Source organism: Pseudomonas sp. GQ91, assembly GCF_059758795.1.
The window spans coordinates 181,279-197,807 of record NZ_JCAXED010000005.1; the positions used below are offsets into that span (position 1 = coordinate 181,279).

The 16,529-nt window shown below is 60.9% G+C and carries 14 protein-coding genes and 1 riboswitch; of the genes, 3 read left to right on the plus strand and 11 right to left on the minus strand.

The features are described from left to right. Window positions 1–175: 175 nt before the first annotated feature. From parC to AC6CIA_RS09440, 8 genes are all read right to left on the minus strand, one after another. Window positions 176–2,440: a DNA topoisomerase IV subunit A gene (gene parC / locus AC6CIA_RS09405; protein WP_498311638.1), complete on the minus strand. Its 2,265-nt coding sequence runs from the start codon at window positions 2,438–2,440 to the stop codon at window positions 176–178. Window positions 2,441–2,450: 10 nt separating this feature from the next. After that, window positions 2,451–2,972, minus strand: a complete 522-nt coding sequence (locus AC6CIA_RS09410) for a retropepsin-like aspartic protease family protein (RefSeq protein WP_498311639.1) — start codon at window positions 2,970–2,972, stop codon at window positions 2,451–2,453. Continuing rightward, entirely contained in the window at window positions 2,969–3,964 is a 996-nt protein-coding gene (locus AC6CIA_RS09415; RefSeq protein WP_498311640.1) for an esterase-like activity of phytase family protein, read from the minus strand. The genes AC6CIA_RS09410 and AC6CIA_RS09415 overlap by 4 nt, the downstream gene beginning before the upstream one ends. Further along, on the minus strand, window positions 3,964–5,868 hold the full coding sequence (parE, locus tag AC6CIA_RS09420) for a DNA topoisomerase IV subunit B (protein ID WP_339532255.1): 1,905 nt from the start codon (window positions 5,866–5,868) through the stop codon (window positions 3,964–3,966). The genes AC6CIA_RS09415 and parE overlap by 1 nt, the downstream gene beginning before the upstream one ends. A 57-nt stretch (window positions 5,869–5,925) precedes the next feature. Further along, window positions 5,926–6,534, minus strand: a complete 609-nt coding sequence (locus AC6CIA_RS09425) for a YqiA/YcfP family alpha/beta fold hydrolase (protein WP_498311641.1) — start codon at window positions 6,532–6,534, stop codon at window positions 5,926–5,928. Between the two features lie 48 nt (window positions 6,535–6,582). Next, window positions 6,583–7,398: a 3',5'-cyclic-AMP phosphodiesterase gene (gene cpdA / locus AC6CIA_RS09430; RefSeq protein WP_498311642.1), complete on the minus strand. Its 816-nt coding sequence runs from the start codon at window positions 7,396–7,398 to the stop codon at window positions 6,583–6,585. Between the two features lie 103 nt (window positions 7,399–7,501). Further along, window positions 7,502–7,951, minus strand: a complete 450-nt coding sequence (locus AC6CIA_RS09435) for a DUF1249 domain-containing protein (protein ID WP_084379674.1) — start codon at window positions 7,949–7,951, stop codon at window positions 7,502–7,504. Beyond that, complete coding sequence (locus AC6CIA_RS09440; protein WP_498311643.1) at window positions 7,942–8,559, minus strand: NUDIX domain-containing protein; 618 nt, start codon at window positions 8,557–8,559, stop codon at window positions 7,942–7,944. Before AC6CIA_RS09440 ends, AC6CIA_RS09435 begins: the two co-directional genes overlap by 10 nt. 213 nt (window positions 8,560–8,772) lie before the next feature. Here AC6CIA_RS09440 and AC6CIA_RS09445 point away from each other — a divergent pair, with 213 nt between their 5' ends. Beyond that, window positions 8,773–9,519 (plus strand): RsiV family protein, encoded by a 747-nt coding sequence (locus tag AC6CIA_RS09445; RefSeq protein WP_498311644.1) that lies wholly within the window; start codon window positions 8,773–8,775, stop codon window positions 9,517–9,519. 419 nt (window positions 9,520–9,938) lie between these two features. Here AC6CIA_RS09445 and thiC read toward each other — a convergent pair whose 3' ends face one another. Then, on the minus strand, window positions 9,939–11,828 hold the full coding sequence (thiC, locus tag AC6CIA_RS09450) for a phosphomethylpyrimidine synthase ThiC (protein ID WP_498311645.1): 1,890 nt from the start codon (window positions 11,826–11,828) through the stop codon (window positions 9,939–9,941). A 150-nt stretch (window positions 11,829–11,978) separates the two neighbouring features. Further along, window positions 11,979–12,084: riboswitch (TPP riboswitch) on the minus strand. Window positions 12,085–12,280: 196 nt separating this feature from the next. On the opposite strand from thiC, the gene AC6CIA_RS09455 reads away from it, so the two are divergent. Further along, a complete protein-coding gene (locus tag AC6CIA_RS09455) occupies window positions 12,281–13,720 on the plus strand; it encodes a TolC family outer membrane protein (RefSeq protein WP_498311646.1) in 1,440 nt (479 codons plus the stop codon). A 60-nt stretch (window positions 13,721–13,780) separates the two neighbouring features. Here AC6CIA_RS09455 and waaA read toward each other — a convergent pair whose 3' ends face one another. Then, entirely contained in the window at window positions 13,781–15,058 is a 1,278-nt protein-coding gene (gene waaA / locus AC6CIA_RS09460) for a lipid IV(A) 3-deoxy-D-manno-octulosonic acid transferase (RefSeq protein WP_498311647.1), read from the minus strand. 23 nt (window positions 15,059–15,081) lie between these two features. Next, window positions 15,082–15,972 carry a LysR family transcriptional regulator gene (locus AC6CIA_RS09465; protein WP_498311648.1) on the minus strand — a complete coding sequence of 297 codons (891 nt, stop codon included), beginning with the start codon at window positions 15,970–15,972 and terminating at the stop codon, window positions 15,082–15,084. A 100-nt stretch (window positions 15,973–16,072) separates the two neighbouring features. Here AC6CIA_RS09465 and AC6CIA_RS09470 point away from each other — a divergent pair, with 100 nt between their 5' ends. Beyond that, the gene (locus AC6CIA_RS09470; protein WP_003188013.1) at window positions 16,073–16,408 is read left to right on the plus strand and encodes a DMT family transporter; all 336 of its coding nucleotides are present in this window, start codon (window positions 16,073–16,075) and stop codon (window positions 16,406–16,408) included. The last annotated feature ends 121 nt before the right edge of the window (window positions 16,409–16,529 follow it).

The following is a 16,529-nucleotide window of genomic DNA, read 5'->3' on the forward strand; positions in this document are numbered from 1 at the left end:
TCCCATCCAAGTGGCGGCCACAAGGCAAACCACAATGTAATACTTAAAAACAGCCTGTACGCGCTCAGCCACGCCGGCGCTGGAGAGGCCATATCATCCGTGAATATGCGTCATGACTCCAGCGCGAAAGCGTCGATCTACGGGTTAAATCGTAGATCGGGCGCTCTATATCGCGTTAAGCGGGCGTTTCGACCAATAATGCGTCCACTCGCTGGAAGCCACGGGGCAATTTATTCCCGCGTCGACCACGTTCGCCCTTGTAATGCTCAAGGTCGTCAGGACGCAGCGACAGCGTGCGTTTGCCGGCCTGCAGCACCAGGGTCGAGCCTTCCGGGATCACCGCAATGTCAGTCACATACTCTTCGCGACTGGCCACCCGCTCCCCTGGAATACCAATAATCTTGTTGCCCTTGCCTTTGCCCAGTTGCGGCAGGTCACTGATCTTGAAGACCAGCAGACGTCCCTCAGTGGTCACCGATGCCAGCCAGTTGCCCTCGCGATCCTCTACCGCACGCGGCGGGATCACTTTGGCGTTGTTCGGCAAGCTCAAGAGCGCCTTACCCGCCTTGTTCTTGGCCTGCAAGTCTTCGCCCTTGACCACAAATCCGTAACCGGCGTCGGACGCGATGATGTACAGCGAATCATCATCGGGCAACAGCACGCACTCAAAATTCGCTCCAGGCGGCGGCGTCAGGCGCCCCGTCAGCGGTTCACCCTGGCCACGCGCCGATGGCAAGGTATGAGCCGGCACCGAATAACTGCGCCCCGTGGAGTCAATAAACACCGCGAACTGGTTGGAACGCCCGGGCGCCGCGGTCTTGAATCCGTCGCCAGCCTTGTAAGACAACCCGGTGGCGTCAATATCATGCCCTTTGGCGGAGCGAACCCAACCCTTTTCCGACAAAACGACGGTAATTTTCTCGTTCGGCAGCAACTCGGTTTCTGTCAGGGCCTTGGCTTCAGCACGCTCGACAATCGGCGAACGGCGGTCGTCGCCATAGGTTTCGGCGTCCTTGATCAGTTCGCTGCGTACCAGTTTCTTGAGCTTGGCTTCGCTGCCCAGCAGCGCTTGCAACTTGGCCTGCTCCTTGAGCAACGCATCCTGCTCGTCGCGCAGTTTCATCTCTTCCAGGCGCGCCAATTGACGCAAGCGAGTGTCGAGGATGTAGTCGGCCTGGATCTCGCTCAGCTCGAAACGCGCAATCAATTCGGCTTTCGGATGCTCGGCGGTACGGATGATATGAATCACTTCATCCAGGTTGAGGTAGGCGATCAGCAAGCCATCCAACAGGTGCAGGCGACGCTCGACCTTGTCCAGGCGGAACTGAAGGCGACGACGCACCGTCTGCACCCGGAACTCCAGCCATTCCACCAACAGCGCCCGCAGGTTCTTGAGCTGCGGCTTGCCGTCCAGGCCGATGATGTTGACGTTGACCCGATAGCTGGACTCCAGATCGGTGCTGGCAAAAAGATGTTGCATCAGCACTGCGTGGTCGACCCGGCTATTGGTCGGGATGATCACGATGCGGCAGGGGTTTTCATGGTCGGATTCGTCACGCAGGTCAGCCACTTGCGGCAGTTTCGACGGCTTGGCCTGCATCAGCGAGGCAATCTGTTCCAGCACCTTGGCCCCGGAGACCTGGTGCGGCAAGGCGGTGACGATGATATCGCCGTCTTCGATATGGTACACGGCGCGCATGCGCACCGAGCCCTTGCCGGTCTCGTACATTTTCAACAGGTCGGCGCGCGGCGTGATGATTTCCGCTTCGGTCGGGTAGTCCGGGCCCTGGATATGCTCGCACAGCTGTTCAACGGTGGCTTTGGGCTCGTCCAGCAGGCGCACGCAGGCGGTGGCGACTTCCCGCAGGTTGTGCGGCGGCACGTCAGTGGCCATGCCGACCGCAATGCCGGTGGTGCCATTGAGCAGGATATTCGGCAAACGAGCCGGCAATACCAGCGGTTCCTCGAGAGTGCCGTCGAAGTTCGGCCCCCAGTTCGCGGTGCCCTGGCCCAATTCGCTGAGCAGCACTTCTGAATAGCGCGACAGCCGTGCTTCGGTGTAACGCATGGCGGCGAAAGACTTGGGATCATCCGGCGCGCCCCAGTTGCCCTGGCCATCAACCAAGGTGTAGCGGTAGCTGAACGGCTGAGCCATCAGCACCATGGCTTCATAGCACGCCGAGTCGCCATGGGGATGGAACTTGCCGAGCACGTCACCAACGGTCCGCGCCGACTTCTTGTGCTTGGAATCCGCGTCCAGGCCCAACTCACTCATGGCGTAGATAATGCGCCGCTGTACCGGTTTCAGGCCGTCGCCGATATGCGGCAAGGCCCGGTCCATGATCACGTACATGGAGTAGTTGAGGTAAGCACTTTCGGTGAAGTCAGCCAGCGATCGGCGTTCAACGCCATCTAAGCTGTCTGCAAGGATGTCACTCATGCGGGCCTCATCATTGTCTGGTCTGGCGCAGCAGCAAGATGCCACCACGCTGGGTAAATTCAAGTTGTTTCAAAGCGCTCATGCCCAATAGCACTTGCTCGCCACCCAACCCCGGCGCCACCAGGGCGCGCACGTCCTGCAGGACAATATCGCCCAATTGCAGGCGGTCGAGGTGCGTGCGATAACCCTGGCTACGCCCGTTGGCCGTGCTCAAGGTCACTGGCAAGCCACGCTTGAGCCCCAGGCGCTCGGCAAGCTCGGCCGGCACCGCCACATCGGTGGCGCCGGTATCGAGCATGAACACCACCGACTGGCCGTTGATCTGGCCGCTGGCAACGAAATGTCCCTGGCCGTTGCCGACCAGTTTCACTTCGATGTAACCCGCGTGTTGCTGCGAGGTGACCACCGCGTTGGGGTTTTCCTGACGCGCTTCCCACTGTCCAAAAAAACGCGTGGCCAAAAACAGTCCGGCGCCCCAGGCCACAAACATCAATATACGACCGGCGCGCTTGCCGGGGGGCGGCTTGCTCATGGCTTGGCGCTCCAACCACCGGCTGGAGCGGCGAAACGATAGACCACCGGCCGCTTGTCACCATCGGTGCGGGCGCCGAAGTTATTGTCGAGGCCGATCCAGGCGCCGTCATCATCAACCACCAAGGCTTCCGCCAGGCCGTAGCGCTGGGCGTAACGCCGGTTCGGCGTCAGGGCGTCCTCGGCAAACGACCAACACAACTCGACCTTGGCCGTCACGCTGTCGCGCCGGCAGATCTGGTACGCGCTGCGTTCAAGGGTAAACAGCTTGCCGTTGAACAACGCCAGGTCAGCGAAGTCCTTGGGCACCGCCTTGGCGCCCGGAAACTGCGCCGGCTGCATTTGCAGGCCCGCTTCGCTCAGCAACACGCAGGGACCGTCACAATCCCACAGACTCTGCGGGCGCTTGATGGACATCAGACCACGCCGTTGACGCTCGGCCGCCAGCCAGATCTGATTGCCCTCGGGGTTCACCGCCAGCCCTTCGAACAAGGCATTGAAATGCAGCAGCAGGCCGCTGGCCCGCGCCTCACGCACCACGCCGGGGGCGATTTTCAGCCACGCCGGCTCGCCGTTCACTGGCACCTGCAATACCGCCGCATGGGCTTCGCTGACAATGTAGCGATTGCCCGCGGCATCACAGCTGATGCCTTCAAAGTCGAGGTCGCCACCGCGAATCACCGACGCCGCGGCCGTGCGTGCGCGCAATCCCCAGGGCAGTCCGGGGTCAGGCACTGGTGGTACCTTGATTTTCACCGTTTCGGCCAGCCAAGTCTCTGCGCGCGTATCGAGCCGGTAAATCTGCTCGTCATCACGGTCAGACACCGTCCACAGCTCACCGCCGCACACGGCCAGCCCCGACAGATTGCCGCCACGCATGCCTTCGACCGGGTGTTCAGCTAGCAGCTTGAGTTCGACCACGGGGGCGGCACTCACTTGAGTGGTCATCCCCGCGCTCGACAACAGTATCGCCAGGGCGAAACCGCTGCGCATCAGCCCAACACCTCGGCCAGGTTGCCTTTGGATTCCAGCCAGGACTTGCGATCACCGGCGCGCTTCTTCGCCAGCAGCATGTCCATCATTTCCGAAGTGGCGGCGAAGTCTTCCAGGGTCAATTGCACCAGGCGCCGAGTGTTCGGGTCCATGGTGGTTTCCCGCAGTTGCGGCGGATTCATCTCACCCAGCCCTTTGAATCGGGTGACTTGAGGCTTGCCGCGCTTCTTCTCGGCCACCAGGCGATCAAGAATGCCATCGCGCTCGGCTTCATCCAGGGCGTAGTAAATCTCCTTGCCCAGGTCGATACGGTACAGCGGCGGCATGGCCACATAGACGTGGCCGGCATCCACCAGCGGGCGGAAATGCTGGACGAACAGCGCGCAGAGCAACGTGGCGATGTGCAGGCCGTCGGAGTCGGCGTCGGCCAGGATGCAGATCTTGCCGTAGCGCAACTGACTCATGTCCGCCGCGCCCGGGTCGACGCCGATGGCCACGGCGATGTTGTGCACTTCCTGGCTGGCCAGTACTTCGCTGCCATCGACTTCCCAGGTATTGAGGATTTTGCCCCGCAACGGCAGGATCGCCTGGAACTCCTTGTCCCGCGCCTGCTTGGCGGAGCCACCGGCGGAATCACCTTCCACCAGGAACAGTTCGGAGCGCATCGGGTCCTGCCCGGCGCAATCGGCCAACTTGCCCGGCAGCGCCGGGCCTTGGGTAATGCGCTTGCGCTCGACCTTTTTACTGGCTTTCAGACGACGTCCGGCGTTGTTGATCGCCAGTTCCGCCAACGCCAGGCCCAGCTCTGGATGTTCGTTGAGCCACAGGCTGAAAGCGTCCTTGACCACCCCGGAAACAAATGCGGCGGCTTCGCGGGACGACAGGCGCTCCTTGGTCTGCCCGGAGAATTGCGGTTCTTGCATCTTCATCGACAGGACGAAGGCGATCCGTTCCCAGACGTCTTCCGGGGCCAGCTTCACGCCACGCGGCAACAGGTTGCGGTATTCGCAGAACTCGCGCATGGCATCCAGCAAGCCCTGGCGCAAACCGTTGACGTGGGTACCGCCCTGAGCGGTCGGGATCAGGTTGACGTAGCTTTCCTGAACACTGTCGCCGCCTTCGGGCAACCACAGCAAGGCCCAGTCCACCGCTTCCTTGTTCCCCGCCAGACTGCCGCAGAACGGCTCGTTGGGCAGGCGCTCGAAGTCGCTGACCGAGTCTTCCAGGTAGGAACGCAGGCCGTCTTCGTAGTGCCACTCGACCTTTTCGCCGGTGCCTTTGTCTTCGAAGCTGACCAGCAGCCCGGGGCACAATACGGCCTTGGCCTTGAGTACGTGCTTGAGGCGGCTGATGGAGAATTTTGCCGAGTCAAAGTATTTCGGGTCCGGCGCGAAGTACACGCTGGTGCCGGTATTGCGTTTGCCGACGGTGCCGATCACCTCCAGGTCGGTGGCTTTGTAGCCATCGGCGAAGGTCATCTGGTACTCGTTGCCGTCACGCTTGACCTTGACCCGCACCAGCGTCGACAAGGCATTGACCACCGAAATACCGACACCGTGCAAGCCGCCGGAGAACTGGTAGTTCTTGTTGGAAAACTTGCCGCCCGCGTGCAGTTTGGTGAGGATCAGCTCGACGCCCGGCACGCCTTCTTCCGGGTGAATGTCCACCGGCATGCCGCGGCCATCGTCGGACACTTCCAGCGAATGGTCGGCGTGAAGGATGACTTGTACCGACTTGGCGTGCCCGGCCAAGGCTTCGTCGACGCTGTTGTCGATGACTTCCTGGGCAAGGTGGTTCGGCCGACTGGTGTCGGTGTACATGCCGGGGCGTTTGCGCACCGGGTCGAGGCCCGAGAGGACTTCGATGGCGTCGGCGTTATAAGAGCTAGCGCTGGGAGTGGCCATGGGGTCTCGTCGTGAGTCGTTCGATTAAAAAATAACCTGCGGTTTCCAGCCTGTCTTCTACAGTGCTGTGAAATCGAAGGATTGATACTGATCTGCGCCAATGCCGGCAAAACTCAACAGCGCCGGCAACTGTCGACCAAAGCCTTGAAAGCCATGGTCGCCGCCGGCCTGGATGCGCAAGGCACAGGCCCGGTAATATTCTTCAGCGAGGCGATAATCCAGTGTTTCATCCCCGGTCTGCAACCATACCTGATACCGCTGGGCATCCTCGGGCGCCGCAACCTCCAGCGCGGCCAGGGCCGTGACGTGGTCGTGGGTCAGTTCCCAGGTTTCATCGGTGTAGAGGTTCTTCTGGGTCCCCAGGTAACCGTCGAACATTCGATGCGGGCGGACGGCCGGGTTGACGAGCAAGGCCTTGAGGCCATGGCGTTCGGCAAGATGGGTTGCATAGTAGCCGCCGAGTGAGCTGCCGACCAGCAAAGGCCGGCCCAGCTCACTGATCGCCTGTTCCAGCTGGGCAATTGCCTGGCGTGGATGGTGATGCAGCGCCGGCACCTGCAATTGACCAGCCAGACCAAGGCTGCCCATCACGCCCATCAACAGACTGGCCTTGTTGGAGGCCGGCGCACTGTTGAAGCCGTGGATATACAAAATCGAGGCGGACATGCCGGGCTCTCCGTGCTTCAGCCAAAAAGGCGCAGTTTACAGGGAAAATCAGTAGCCGTTGCTGCCGTAGTCCACCTGAAACGCGAAGCCTGCAACCCGCTCCACGCCCGTATCCAGTCGCCCATCCGCATGCAGTCGCAACCAGCGATAGCCGGGCGCCTCTTCGCTCACCTTGAAATCCTCACTGCCGGGGGCAAATTGGATGCAGGTCGAGGGAGACGCCAGCAACCGTATGCCATTGCGCTCACGGTCGATCTCTTGATGGACATGCCCCCAGAGCAGCGCCTTGGCCTGTGGAAAACGCTCAAGCACGGCAAACAGCGCCTCGGGATTGCGCAAGCCGATGGGCTCCATCCAGGCACAGTCGATGGACACCGGGTGATGGTGGAAGCACACCAGATGATGGCGGGTCGGCGCCTCGCTCAGGGATTGCGCCAGCAACTGTAATTGCGAGTCTGCCAGATAGCCCGGCACCGAGCCCGGCACGGCGGAATCCAGCAAGGTAACGCGCCAGTTGCCCACATCCACCACGGGTTGCAGCAGCGCACTGCCCGTGGTGGCCTCGACCATGATCCGCGGCTCATCGTGATTCCCCGGAATCCAGCGGGCCGGTGCCGGTATTTGACGGGTCATATCGCGAAACAGCTGGTATGACTGCAGCGTGCCATCCTGGGACAAATCCCCGGTGGCCAACAGCAGGTCAATCCGCGGCTGTCGCGCCCGCACAAGATCAATCACCCGTTGCAGACTGTCGCGGGTATTCATGCCCAGCAGCCGGGCGCCGGGTTCGGCAAACAGGTGGCTGTCAGACAGTTGCACCAGCAGCACCGCAGCATCGGGGTTCGAGGTGGATACACTCGGCAAGACGTTCTCCCAGGACGTGATCACAGGAATGGGCAATGGGCGTAATTATGCTGGGGTACACAGAAAAGAGAAAACCCGCGAGACGGGCGCGCGCAGATTACCGCTACCGAACCACTTCAAACTCATGGCCCAAGGCCAGGCAATGGCTCAGCCATTCGCCGAGGAACACATTGAGTTGGGCTTTCTCATCGGGCTGGTGCATGAACACATTGGGATAAGGATAGATACTGCGAAAGCGCCGCGCATGTTCGGCACTGATCACCTCCGCCATCCGCGCATCGTGATAAACCTGGACCTCCAGCTGCGGCACTGGCAGCCATGGCAGGCTGTGTTCCTGGCGTACCCTCAACGTGCTGGTATAAGGACAGGTCAGGATGACTTCCAGGGTCAGCACCCCGAGCATCTGGTCACCGTGGGTCACGGCAATGCGCCGTGCCTCGGGCGCGTGGCGCATGTCCGGCAGCAGCCGCATCAGCCGCGCATAGTTGGCCTCGCAGGCAGCTTGCAGCCCGATCAGGTCAACCCGGTAGCGTTCACGCGCCTTTACTGCCATAACCCCCTCACTTCCGCGCGATTAAGCGCAAGCCACTGCAGGGCGATAATGCTGGCTGCATTGCAAATTTTTCCGTCACGCACCGCTTGCAGGGCGTCTTCAAAGGCCCAGACGGTGACGCGAATATCTTCTGCTTCTTCTTCCAGTCCATGAATGCCGCCCGCACCGCTACTGTCACAGCGCCCCAGGAACAAGTGGACGAATTCGGTACTGCCCCCTGGTGACGGAAAATACTGGGTGATCGGCCAGAGCGCAGAGAAGGTCAGTCCAGCTTCCTCCTCGGCTTCACGGTGTGCAACCTCCTCCGGCTGCTCGTCCTTGTCGATCAACCCGGCGACCATTTCCACCAGCCACGGGTTATCGGTACGGCCCATGGCACCGACACGAAACTGCTCGATCAGCACCACTTCATCGCGCTGCGGGTCGTAAGGCAAGACACACACGGCATCGTGACGCACGAAGACTTCACGGTTGATCACCCGGCTCAGGCCACCGTCGAATTTCCCGTGGCGCAGTTGCACGCGATCAAGCTTGTAGAAGCCCTGATAGGCGGTGTCGCGCTGCACGACCTCGATCTGGCTCGGCGTCGATTTCGCAATGTTGGTCATATCAACCCTCGTTTCCTGCACATTGATTTCGAGGTGTCCCTCGACATCGCGCCATCCTACAGCGCCATTGGCCCTCGGTGCAGCCCCTTTCCGGTTGCCGGGATAGACGGCTGGCGTCAAACTCTCTGTAATCAGCTTAGTGGCGAACTGACTGCGATGCCGGTAGTCGAAGCCGCATATCTTTCGCTCTTCTCCGTTTTATGAAGGACGCACATGTCGCTTTTAAAAATTGCCTCCGTGGCCTGTATCGCCTTGACGCTCGGCGCGTGTCAGAGCCTGTTCCAACCCAGTTACCGCGCGCCGCTGGACGTCACTCGCGATGCATCGGAGCAAACCCAGGCGGGCTGCGCCACCGCCGATTGCCCGCTGGTGAACATCGACACCGTGCATTTTGCCCAAGAACCGAAACTCGATGCCTTGATCGAACAACGGCTGCTGGAAATGACCCGCACCACACCGAGCGCCCCGCTGCCAGCGACGCTCAATGCCTATCGGGAAAAATTCCTGCGCGAGTCCGGCCCGCGCAACAGCATGTATTTGCAGGCCAAGGTACGCGAGCAGCATGACGGCTTGGTGATCATCGAACTGTCCAGTTATCTGGACCAAGGCGGCGCCCACGGCGAACCCGGTCGCGGCTTCATCAACTACTCGCGCCAGCAACAAAAGGCCCTGAGCCTGACTGACATGCTGTTGCCCGGCAAGGAAGAGGCGTTCTGGAAAGCCGGCCTGGTCGCCCATAACAGCTGGCTGATCAGCACCCGCCTGAGCCTGGAGCCGGATTACGTGAAAGCCTGGCCGTTTCAGAAAACCCCGAACGTGGCGCTGACGTCCAGTGGCGTGATTCTCAAGTACCCGACCACGACCATCGCCCCGTATGCCCTGGGCCATGTCGAGCTGCAGATTCCTTATTCGCGCCTTGAAGGCATCATCAAGCCGGAGCTGGTGCCTTTGGGGCGGTGATAGTGGGGCGTGAACATAGCCGTTGCTGCGGCAATGGCGGCTATTAGCCCTTTCAAGGTCTTTGAAAAGGCTTGAGAGTCGCCCCTCACCCTAACCCTCTCCCCAGAGGGGCGAGGGAACTGAGCGAAGTGTGCTGAGAAAATCGGCGACCTGAAAAATCGTTTTTGATTACGGATTCAAAGCCGATCTTTCAGGTCGACGTAGATCGCCAATATCCCCCAATCAGCCCCCTCGCCCCTCTGGGGAGAGGGTTGGGGTGAGGGGTGGATCTCAAGCCAAACACAAAAAACCATCCACCGCAGATCAAAACAGCTCTTCAGCTTGCCGCATGCCCCCAAAGACCTCGAAAGGGCTGGCCGTAAGGGCGGAATCCATATCAGCCATAACCGCAGCAACGGATATGTACCCCGCCCCACCCATCAGACCTTCTTGTAAAGCTGGCTCCCTTCCTGCCTGAACCGCTCCGCCTGTTCCGCCAGCCCCTTGGCGACATCCACATCCACCGCCTCGATCCGCTGGTTGGCCGCATATTCACGGACTTCCTGGGTAATCTTCATCGAGCAGAACTTCGGCCCGCACATCGAGCAGAAATGCGCGACCTTGGCCGAATCCTTCGGCAAGGTTTCATCGTGATAGGAACGCGCCGTATCCGGGTCCAGGCCCAGGTTGAACTGGTCTTCCCAACGGAACTCGAAGCGCGCCTTGCTCAACGCGTTATCGCGGATCTGCGCGCCGGGATGCCCCTTGGCCAAGTCAGCCGCGTGAGCCGCGATCTTGTAAGTGATGATCCCGGTCTTCACATCATCCTTGTTCGGCAACCCCAAGTGCTCCTTGGGTGTGACGTAGCAGAGCATGGCGCAGCCGAACCAGCCGATCATCGCCGCGCCGATCCCTGAAGTGATGTGGTCGTAGCCCGGTGCGATGTCGGTAGTCAACGGGCCGAGGGTGTAGAACGGCGCCTCGTCGCAGCACTCCAGTTGCTTGTCCATGTTCTCCTTGATCAACTGCATCGGCACATGGCCCGGGCCTTCGATCATGGTTTGCACGTCATGTTTCCAGGCGGTCTTGGTCAACTCACCGAGGGTTTCCAGCTCACCGAACTGCGCTGCGTCATTGGCGTCGGCAATCGAGCCCGGACGCAAGCCGTCCCCGAGGGAGAAGCTGACGTCGTAGGCCTTCATGATTTCGCAGATTTCGTCGAAATGCGTATAGGTGAAGTTCTCCTTGTGATGCGCCAGGCACCACTTGGCCATGATCGAGCCGCCACGGGACACGATGCCCGTGACGCGCTTGGCCGTCAGTGGCACGTAGCGCAGCAGGACGCCGGCGTGGATGGTGAAGTAGTCAACGCCCTGCTCGGCCTGTTCGATCAGGGTGTCGCGGAACAACTCCCAGGTCAGGTCTTCGGCTGCGCCGCCGACTTTTTCCAGGGCCTGGTAGATCGGCACGGTACCGATCGGCACCGGCGAGTTACGGATGATCCATTCGCGGGTTTCATGGATGTGCTTGCCGGTGGACAAGTCCATCACCGTGTCCGAGCCCCAGCGAATGCCCCAGGTCAATTTCGCCACTTCTTCTTCGATGGACGAACCCAGGGCGCTGTTGCCGATATTGCCGTTGATCTTCACCAGGAAGTTACGGCCGATGATCATCGGCTCCAGTTCGGTGTGGTTGATGTTGGCCGGGATGATGGCGCGGCCCCGGGCGATTTCCTCGCGCACGAACTCCGGGGTGATGATTTTCGGCACGCTGGCGCCAAAACTGTGGCCGGCGTGCTGCTGGTCCAGCAAGCCGCTGGCGCGGGCTTCTTCCAACTTCATGTTTTCGCGGATGGCGACGTACTCCATCTCGGCGGTGATGATGCCTTTACGCGCGTAGTGCATTTGCGTGACGTTGGCCCCGGCCTTGGCGCGGCGCGGGTTCTTCACATGGGCGAAACGCAGGGCGGTCAGCTCGGCATCACTCAGGCGCTGCTGGCCAAAATGCGAGCTGAGGCCGGCCAGGCGCTCGGTGTCGCCACGCGACTCGATCCAGGGCGAACGCACATCGGCCAGGCCTTGGCGCACATCAATGATGACGTTCGGGTCGGTGTAGGGGCCGGACGTGTCATACACCACAACCGGTGCATTGATTTCGCCGCCGAAATCGGTGGGCGTGACGTCGAGGCTGATTTCACGCATCGGCACGCGGATGTCGGGGCGAGTGCCTTGGACATAGATTTTTTGCGAGCGGGTAAACGGCTGCACTGACTGCTGATCGACCTTGGCCGACTCACTCAAATGCACGGTGTTTTTTGGTTTTGTAGTCATCACGGGCTCTCCAGACACATCCAGGCAGTGGATTTTTGTCGGAGCGAACCTGGGACGGCTGGACGCACTGAGAATAAGTGCTGTGCTTGGCGCACGAGGCTGTTCGATTGTCGAACAACATCCCGGACGAAGCACAAGAGGACTCGCCGGGTGACGAGAAATCTTGTTCCCTACGCAGGCGCTAACCTGATCAGGTTCAACGGGATCCGGTATTTACCGATCTCAGCCTCATAGCAAGGCACCCCGACAAGAACGCCGCCAGTCTAGACCATGCAACGGGCAAATTGCCAACGCCGGTGTATTCAGCGTGATGAATGGCGCAATTACAGGATTGTTGCGTCGCGACGCGGCCACTACACTCGGCTACTGCTTCAACGCCTTGACGCTACACAATGCTCGCCGTAGCCTTGAGCGCTAAATTATAGTCGTAATATTCATCTAGGGATCGCCTCATGCTGCGCAAACTCTCACTGGCCCTTGCCGTGTCTTGTGCGACCAATGGAATGGTCTGGGCAGCTGAAGCGCCCTTGTCGACCAAAACCGACCTGGTCAGCGTCTATCAGGAAGCGGTGGACAACAACGCCGACCTGGCGGCCGCCCGCGCTCAATATGGCGCGCAAAAAGAAGTGGTGCCCCAGGCCCGCGCCGGTTTGCTGCCCAACCTCTCGGCGGGTGCCGACATCAACAATGTGCGCACGCAGATCGATCAGCCGGCGGCCACCGCCAATCGTGACGCGCATTCCTGGCGAGCAACCCTGAGCCAGCCGCTGTTTCGCGCCGACCGCTGGTTCCAGTTGCAAGCCGCCGAAGCCGTCAACGAGCAAGCCGCGCTGCAACTCTCGGCCACCGAGCAAGAGCTGATTCTGCAGAGCGCCGAAAGTTATTTCGCGGTACTGCGCGCCCAGGACAATCTCGCCTCGACCAAGGCCGAAGAAGCCGCCTTCAAGCGCCAGCTGGACCAGTCCAACGAACGTTTCGATGTGGGCCTGTCGGACAAGACAGACGTGCTGCAATCCCAGGCCAGTTACGACACCGCTCGCGCCAATCGGATCCTGGCCCAGCGCCAGGTCGACGACGCTTTTGAAGCGCTGATCACCCTGACCAACCGCCAGTACAACTCGATCCAGGGCATCGTCCACACGCTGCCGGTGCTGCCTCCGGTCCCGAATGACGCCAAGGCCTGGGTCGATACGGCCGGCCGCCAGAATCTGAATCTGCTGGCCAGCAACTACGCGGTCACCGCGGCCGAGGAAACCCTCAAGCAACGCAAGGCCGGTCACGCCCCGACGCTGGATGCCGTGGCACAGTACGAAAGAGGCGACAACGACGCCCTGGGTTTCAGTAATCCGAATGCCTTCGGCCAGCCTTATCGCGGCGATGTCGAGCAACGCACTATCGGCCTGCGCCTGAATATCCCGCTGTACAGCGGCGGCCTCACCAGCTCGCAAGTGCGCGAATCCTATTCGCGCCTGGGCCAGACCGAACAACAGCGCGAAGGCCTGCGCCGCCAGGTGGTGGAAAACACGCGCAACCTGCACCGCGCGGTGAATACCGATGTGGAACAGGTGCAGGCACGCCGCCAGTCGATCATCTCCAACCAGAGCGCGGTGGAAGCCACGGAGATCGGCTATCAGGTCGGCACGCGCAATATCGTCGATGTGCTCGATGCCCAGCGCCAGTTGTATACGTCGGTGCGCAATTACAACAACAGCCGCTATGACTACATCCTCGACAACCTGCGCTTGAAACAGGCGGCGGGCACCCTGAATCCGGGGGATCTGCAGGATCTCTCACGCTACCTGAAGGCCGACTACAACCCGGACAAAGACTTCTTGCCACCGGATTTGGCGCAGGCCGCGGCCGAGCAACTGAAGGCTCGCTCGAGCTATTAAGCTCACCGCATAACCCATGTGGAAGCGGGCTTGCCCGCTCCCACATTTGGTTGGTGTTGCTCAGCGGTTAAGTAGTTTGTCCAAGCCATCCAGCAAGCGCTTCAGCGCGCCCTGGTTGGCTTGCATCACCTTGAGCGCCGCCTGCGCCATTTTCTGTGCATCCTGCGGCAACTCGAACAATTGCCGCACGGCCTCGGCCAGCCCGTCGGCATCATCCACTTCGCGCAATGCCCCGGCGTCACGCATCATCGCGGCGATTTCGAGGAAGTTGAACAAATGCGCGCCACTGATCACCGGTTTGCCCAACGCCGCCGGCTCCAGCAGGTTATGCCCGCCCGTGGGCACCAGGCTGCCACCGACAAAGGCGCTATCCGCCAGGGCATACAGAAACAGTAATTCGCCCATGGTGTCGCCCAGCAATACCGAGGTGTCGGCCGTGACCGGCTCACCGCTGGAGCGGCGCACCGTGGCAAAGCCTTGTTGTCGGCACAGCTCGAACACGCTGTTGAAACGCTCCGAATGACGCGGCACCAGAATCAACAGCGCATTGGGATAGCTGCCCAGCAACTGACGGTGAGCGGCGAGCACCACTGCATCTTCGCCTTCGTGAGTGCTTGCGGCGATCCACACCGGGCGCTCGCCGGCCTGCCACTGTTGCCGCAAGGCGCCGGCACGTTCGAGCAGTTGTGGGTCGACGCTCAGGTCAAACTTGATCGAGCCCGTGACCTCGACCGTTTCCGGACGAGCGCCAAGGTTGCGAAAACGCTCGGCTTCGGTTTCGGTCTGCACCGCCAACAGGCTCATTTGCGCGAGCATCGGCGCGGTGAGTCTGGCGAAACGTGCGTAGCCCTTGGCGGATCGGGCCGACAGCCGTGCGTTAGCCAATGCCACCGGAATCCCGCGCTTGGCGCAGTGGTGGATATGATTGGGCCACAGTTCGGTTTCCATGATCACCGCCAGCTTCGGCTGGACCCGATCCAGAAAACGCTTGGCGGCACAGGGCAAATCGTAGGGCAGATAGCAGTGCTGGATGCGCGGTTGGTTGGCAAACAACGCCTGGATTCGCTCGGAACCGGTGGGCGTCATACAGGTCACGGTGATCGGCAGCTGTGGATAACGTTCAAGCAAGCCACGAATCATCGGCGCGGCGGCGATGCTTTCGCCCACCGATACCGCGTGCACCCAAATCCCGCCCGGCTGCATGACCGGCAAGCCATAGGAAAAGCGTTCGCCGACGCGCTTGGCATAGGCCGGCGCCTTGCGCGCGCGCAGCCACAGACGTAAGGCCACCCATGGCAGCGCGAGGTAAAACAGACAGCTGTAGAGAGTTCTATTCATGGCGGCGGAGTTTATCGGCTTTTTCAATCGATCGCCTGCAAGCACTCGGTAAAACGCTCAGCAAGAAAGCTCGCAGCCGGACCCAGCGGTTCGTCACGGCGCCAAACCAGCTCCACCACCAAGGCCGGCGGGGTCCATTCACTGTCCAGTTCGACCATCTGCTCCACATAGGTCGGGTATTGCACCACATGCCGTGGCAACCACGCCCAACCGAGGCCACGGACCAGCCACTCGGCCAGCACGTAGAAGCTGTCGGCGCGCCACACCTGCGGACTGGCCGCTTCGCTGCCGGGATAGACGCTGGTCTGGGTCGACATCAATAACTGACGAAATTGCGCCAGGCGCTGGCAATCGACGAACGTGTCGCTGGCCATCGGGTGCCCGACACCGCAGACCGTGACCATTTCCACGCTGCCGACCACACGCCGCTCAAGCGCCTCGGGGATCTGGTCATGGTAGAACAACAGCCCCAGGTCGGCCTTGCGCTCCACCAGTTTGCGTGCGACATCGCCCTGGGCCGTACTGGACAACTGCACTTCGAGACTGGGGAATTTCCCCGCCAACGCTTCAAGGCTGTCGAGCACCGGCTGATACAACATCGCCTCGTCCTGGGCCAGGCGCAGACTCGCTTCTTCGCCGCGCAGCAACGACAGGGCGCGGCCATTCAGGCGCTCGCACTGGCGCAATACTTCCCGGGCCTCCTCCAGCAGCACCGCGCCGGCTTCGGTCAGACGCGGCTGACGCCCGCTGCTGCGCTCGAAAAGACTGACCCCCAAATCCGCCTCCAGCAACGCAATGCCATTGCTGACCGCCGATTGCGCCTTGCGCTGGTGCCGGGCCACCGCCGAAAACGACCGTTGCTCGGCGACGCTGACAAACAGGCGCATCTGATCGAGGTTCCATTGCACGCTCATGGCCAAACCCATCTTAAATTCGGATAGGTAATGACTTTACCGCATCTGAGAAGCCACTAGAATACCGACCTCATCTGTACGACACACCGAGGATTCACCCATGAACGCCGCCTACTACTACCTGGCCATTGCCATCTGCTCGGAAGTGATCGCTACCGTTTCCATGAAAGCGATCAAGGGCTGGAGCACGCCGATTCCGCTGCTGCTGGTCATTGTCGGCTATGGCGTGGCCTTCTGGATGCTCACGCTGGTAGTGCGCACCGTACCGGTGGGCGTGGCTTATGCGGTATGGGCCGGGATGGGAATCGTCATGGTCAGCATCGCCGCGCTGTTTATCTACGGGCAGAAACTCGACGTGCCGGCGATGCTGGGGATGGGCTTGATTGTGCTCGGCGTGGTGGTGATTCAGCTGTTTTCGAAAACCGCAGGCCATTAAAAGCAGCTGCAAACTGCAAGCGACCAGAAAAAACCATGCAGACCGCCTCTAACTTGACGCTTGAAGCTTGAAACTTGTAGCTGCGCGGTATACTGCCTGTTTTTAGCCGCCGAGGTCCGAC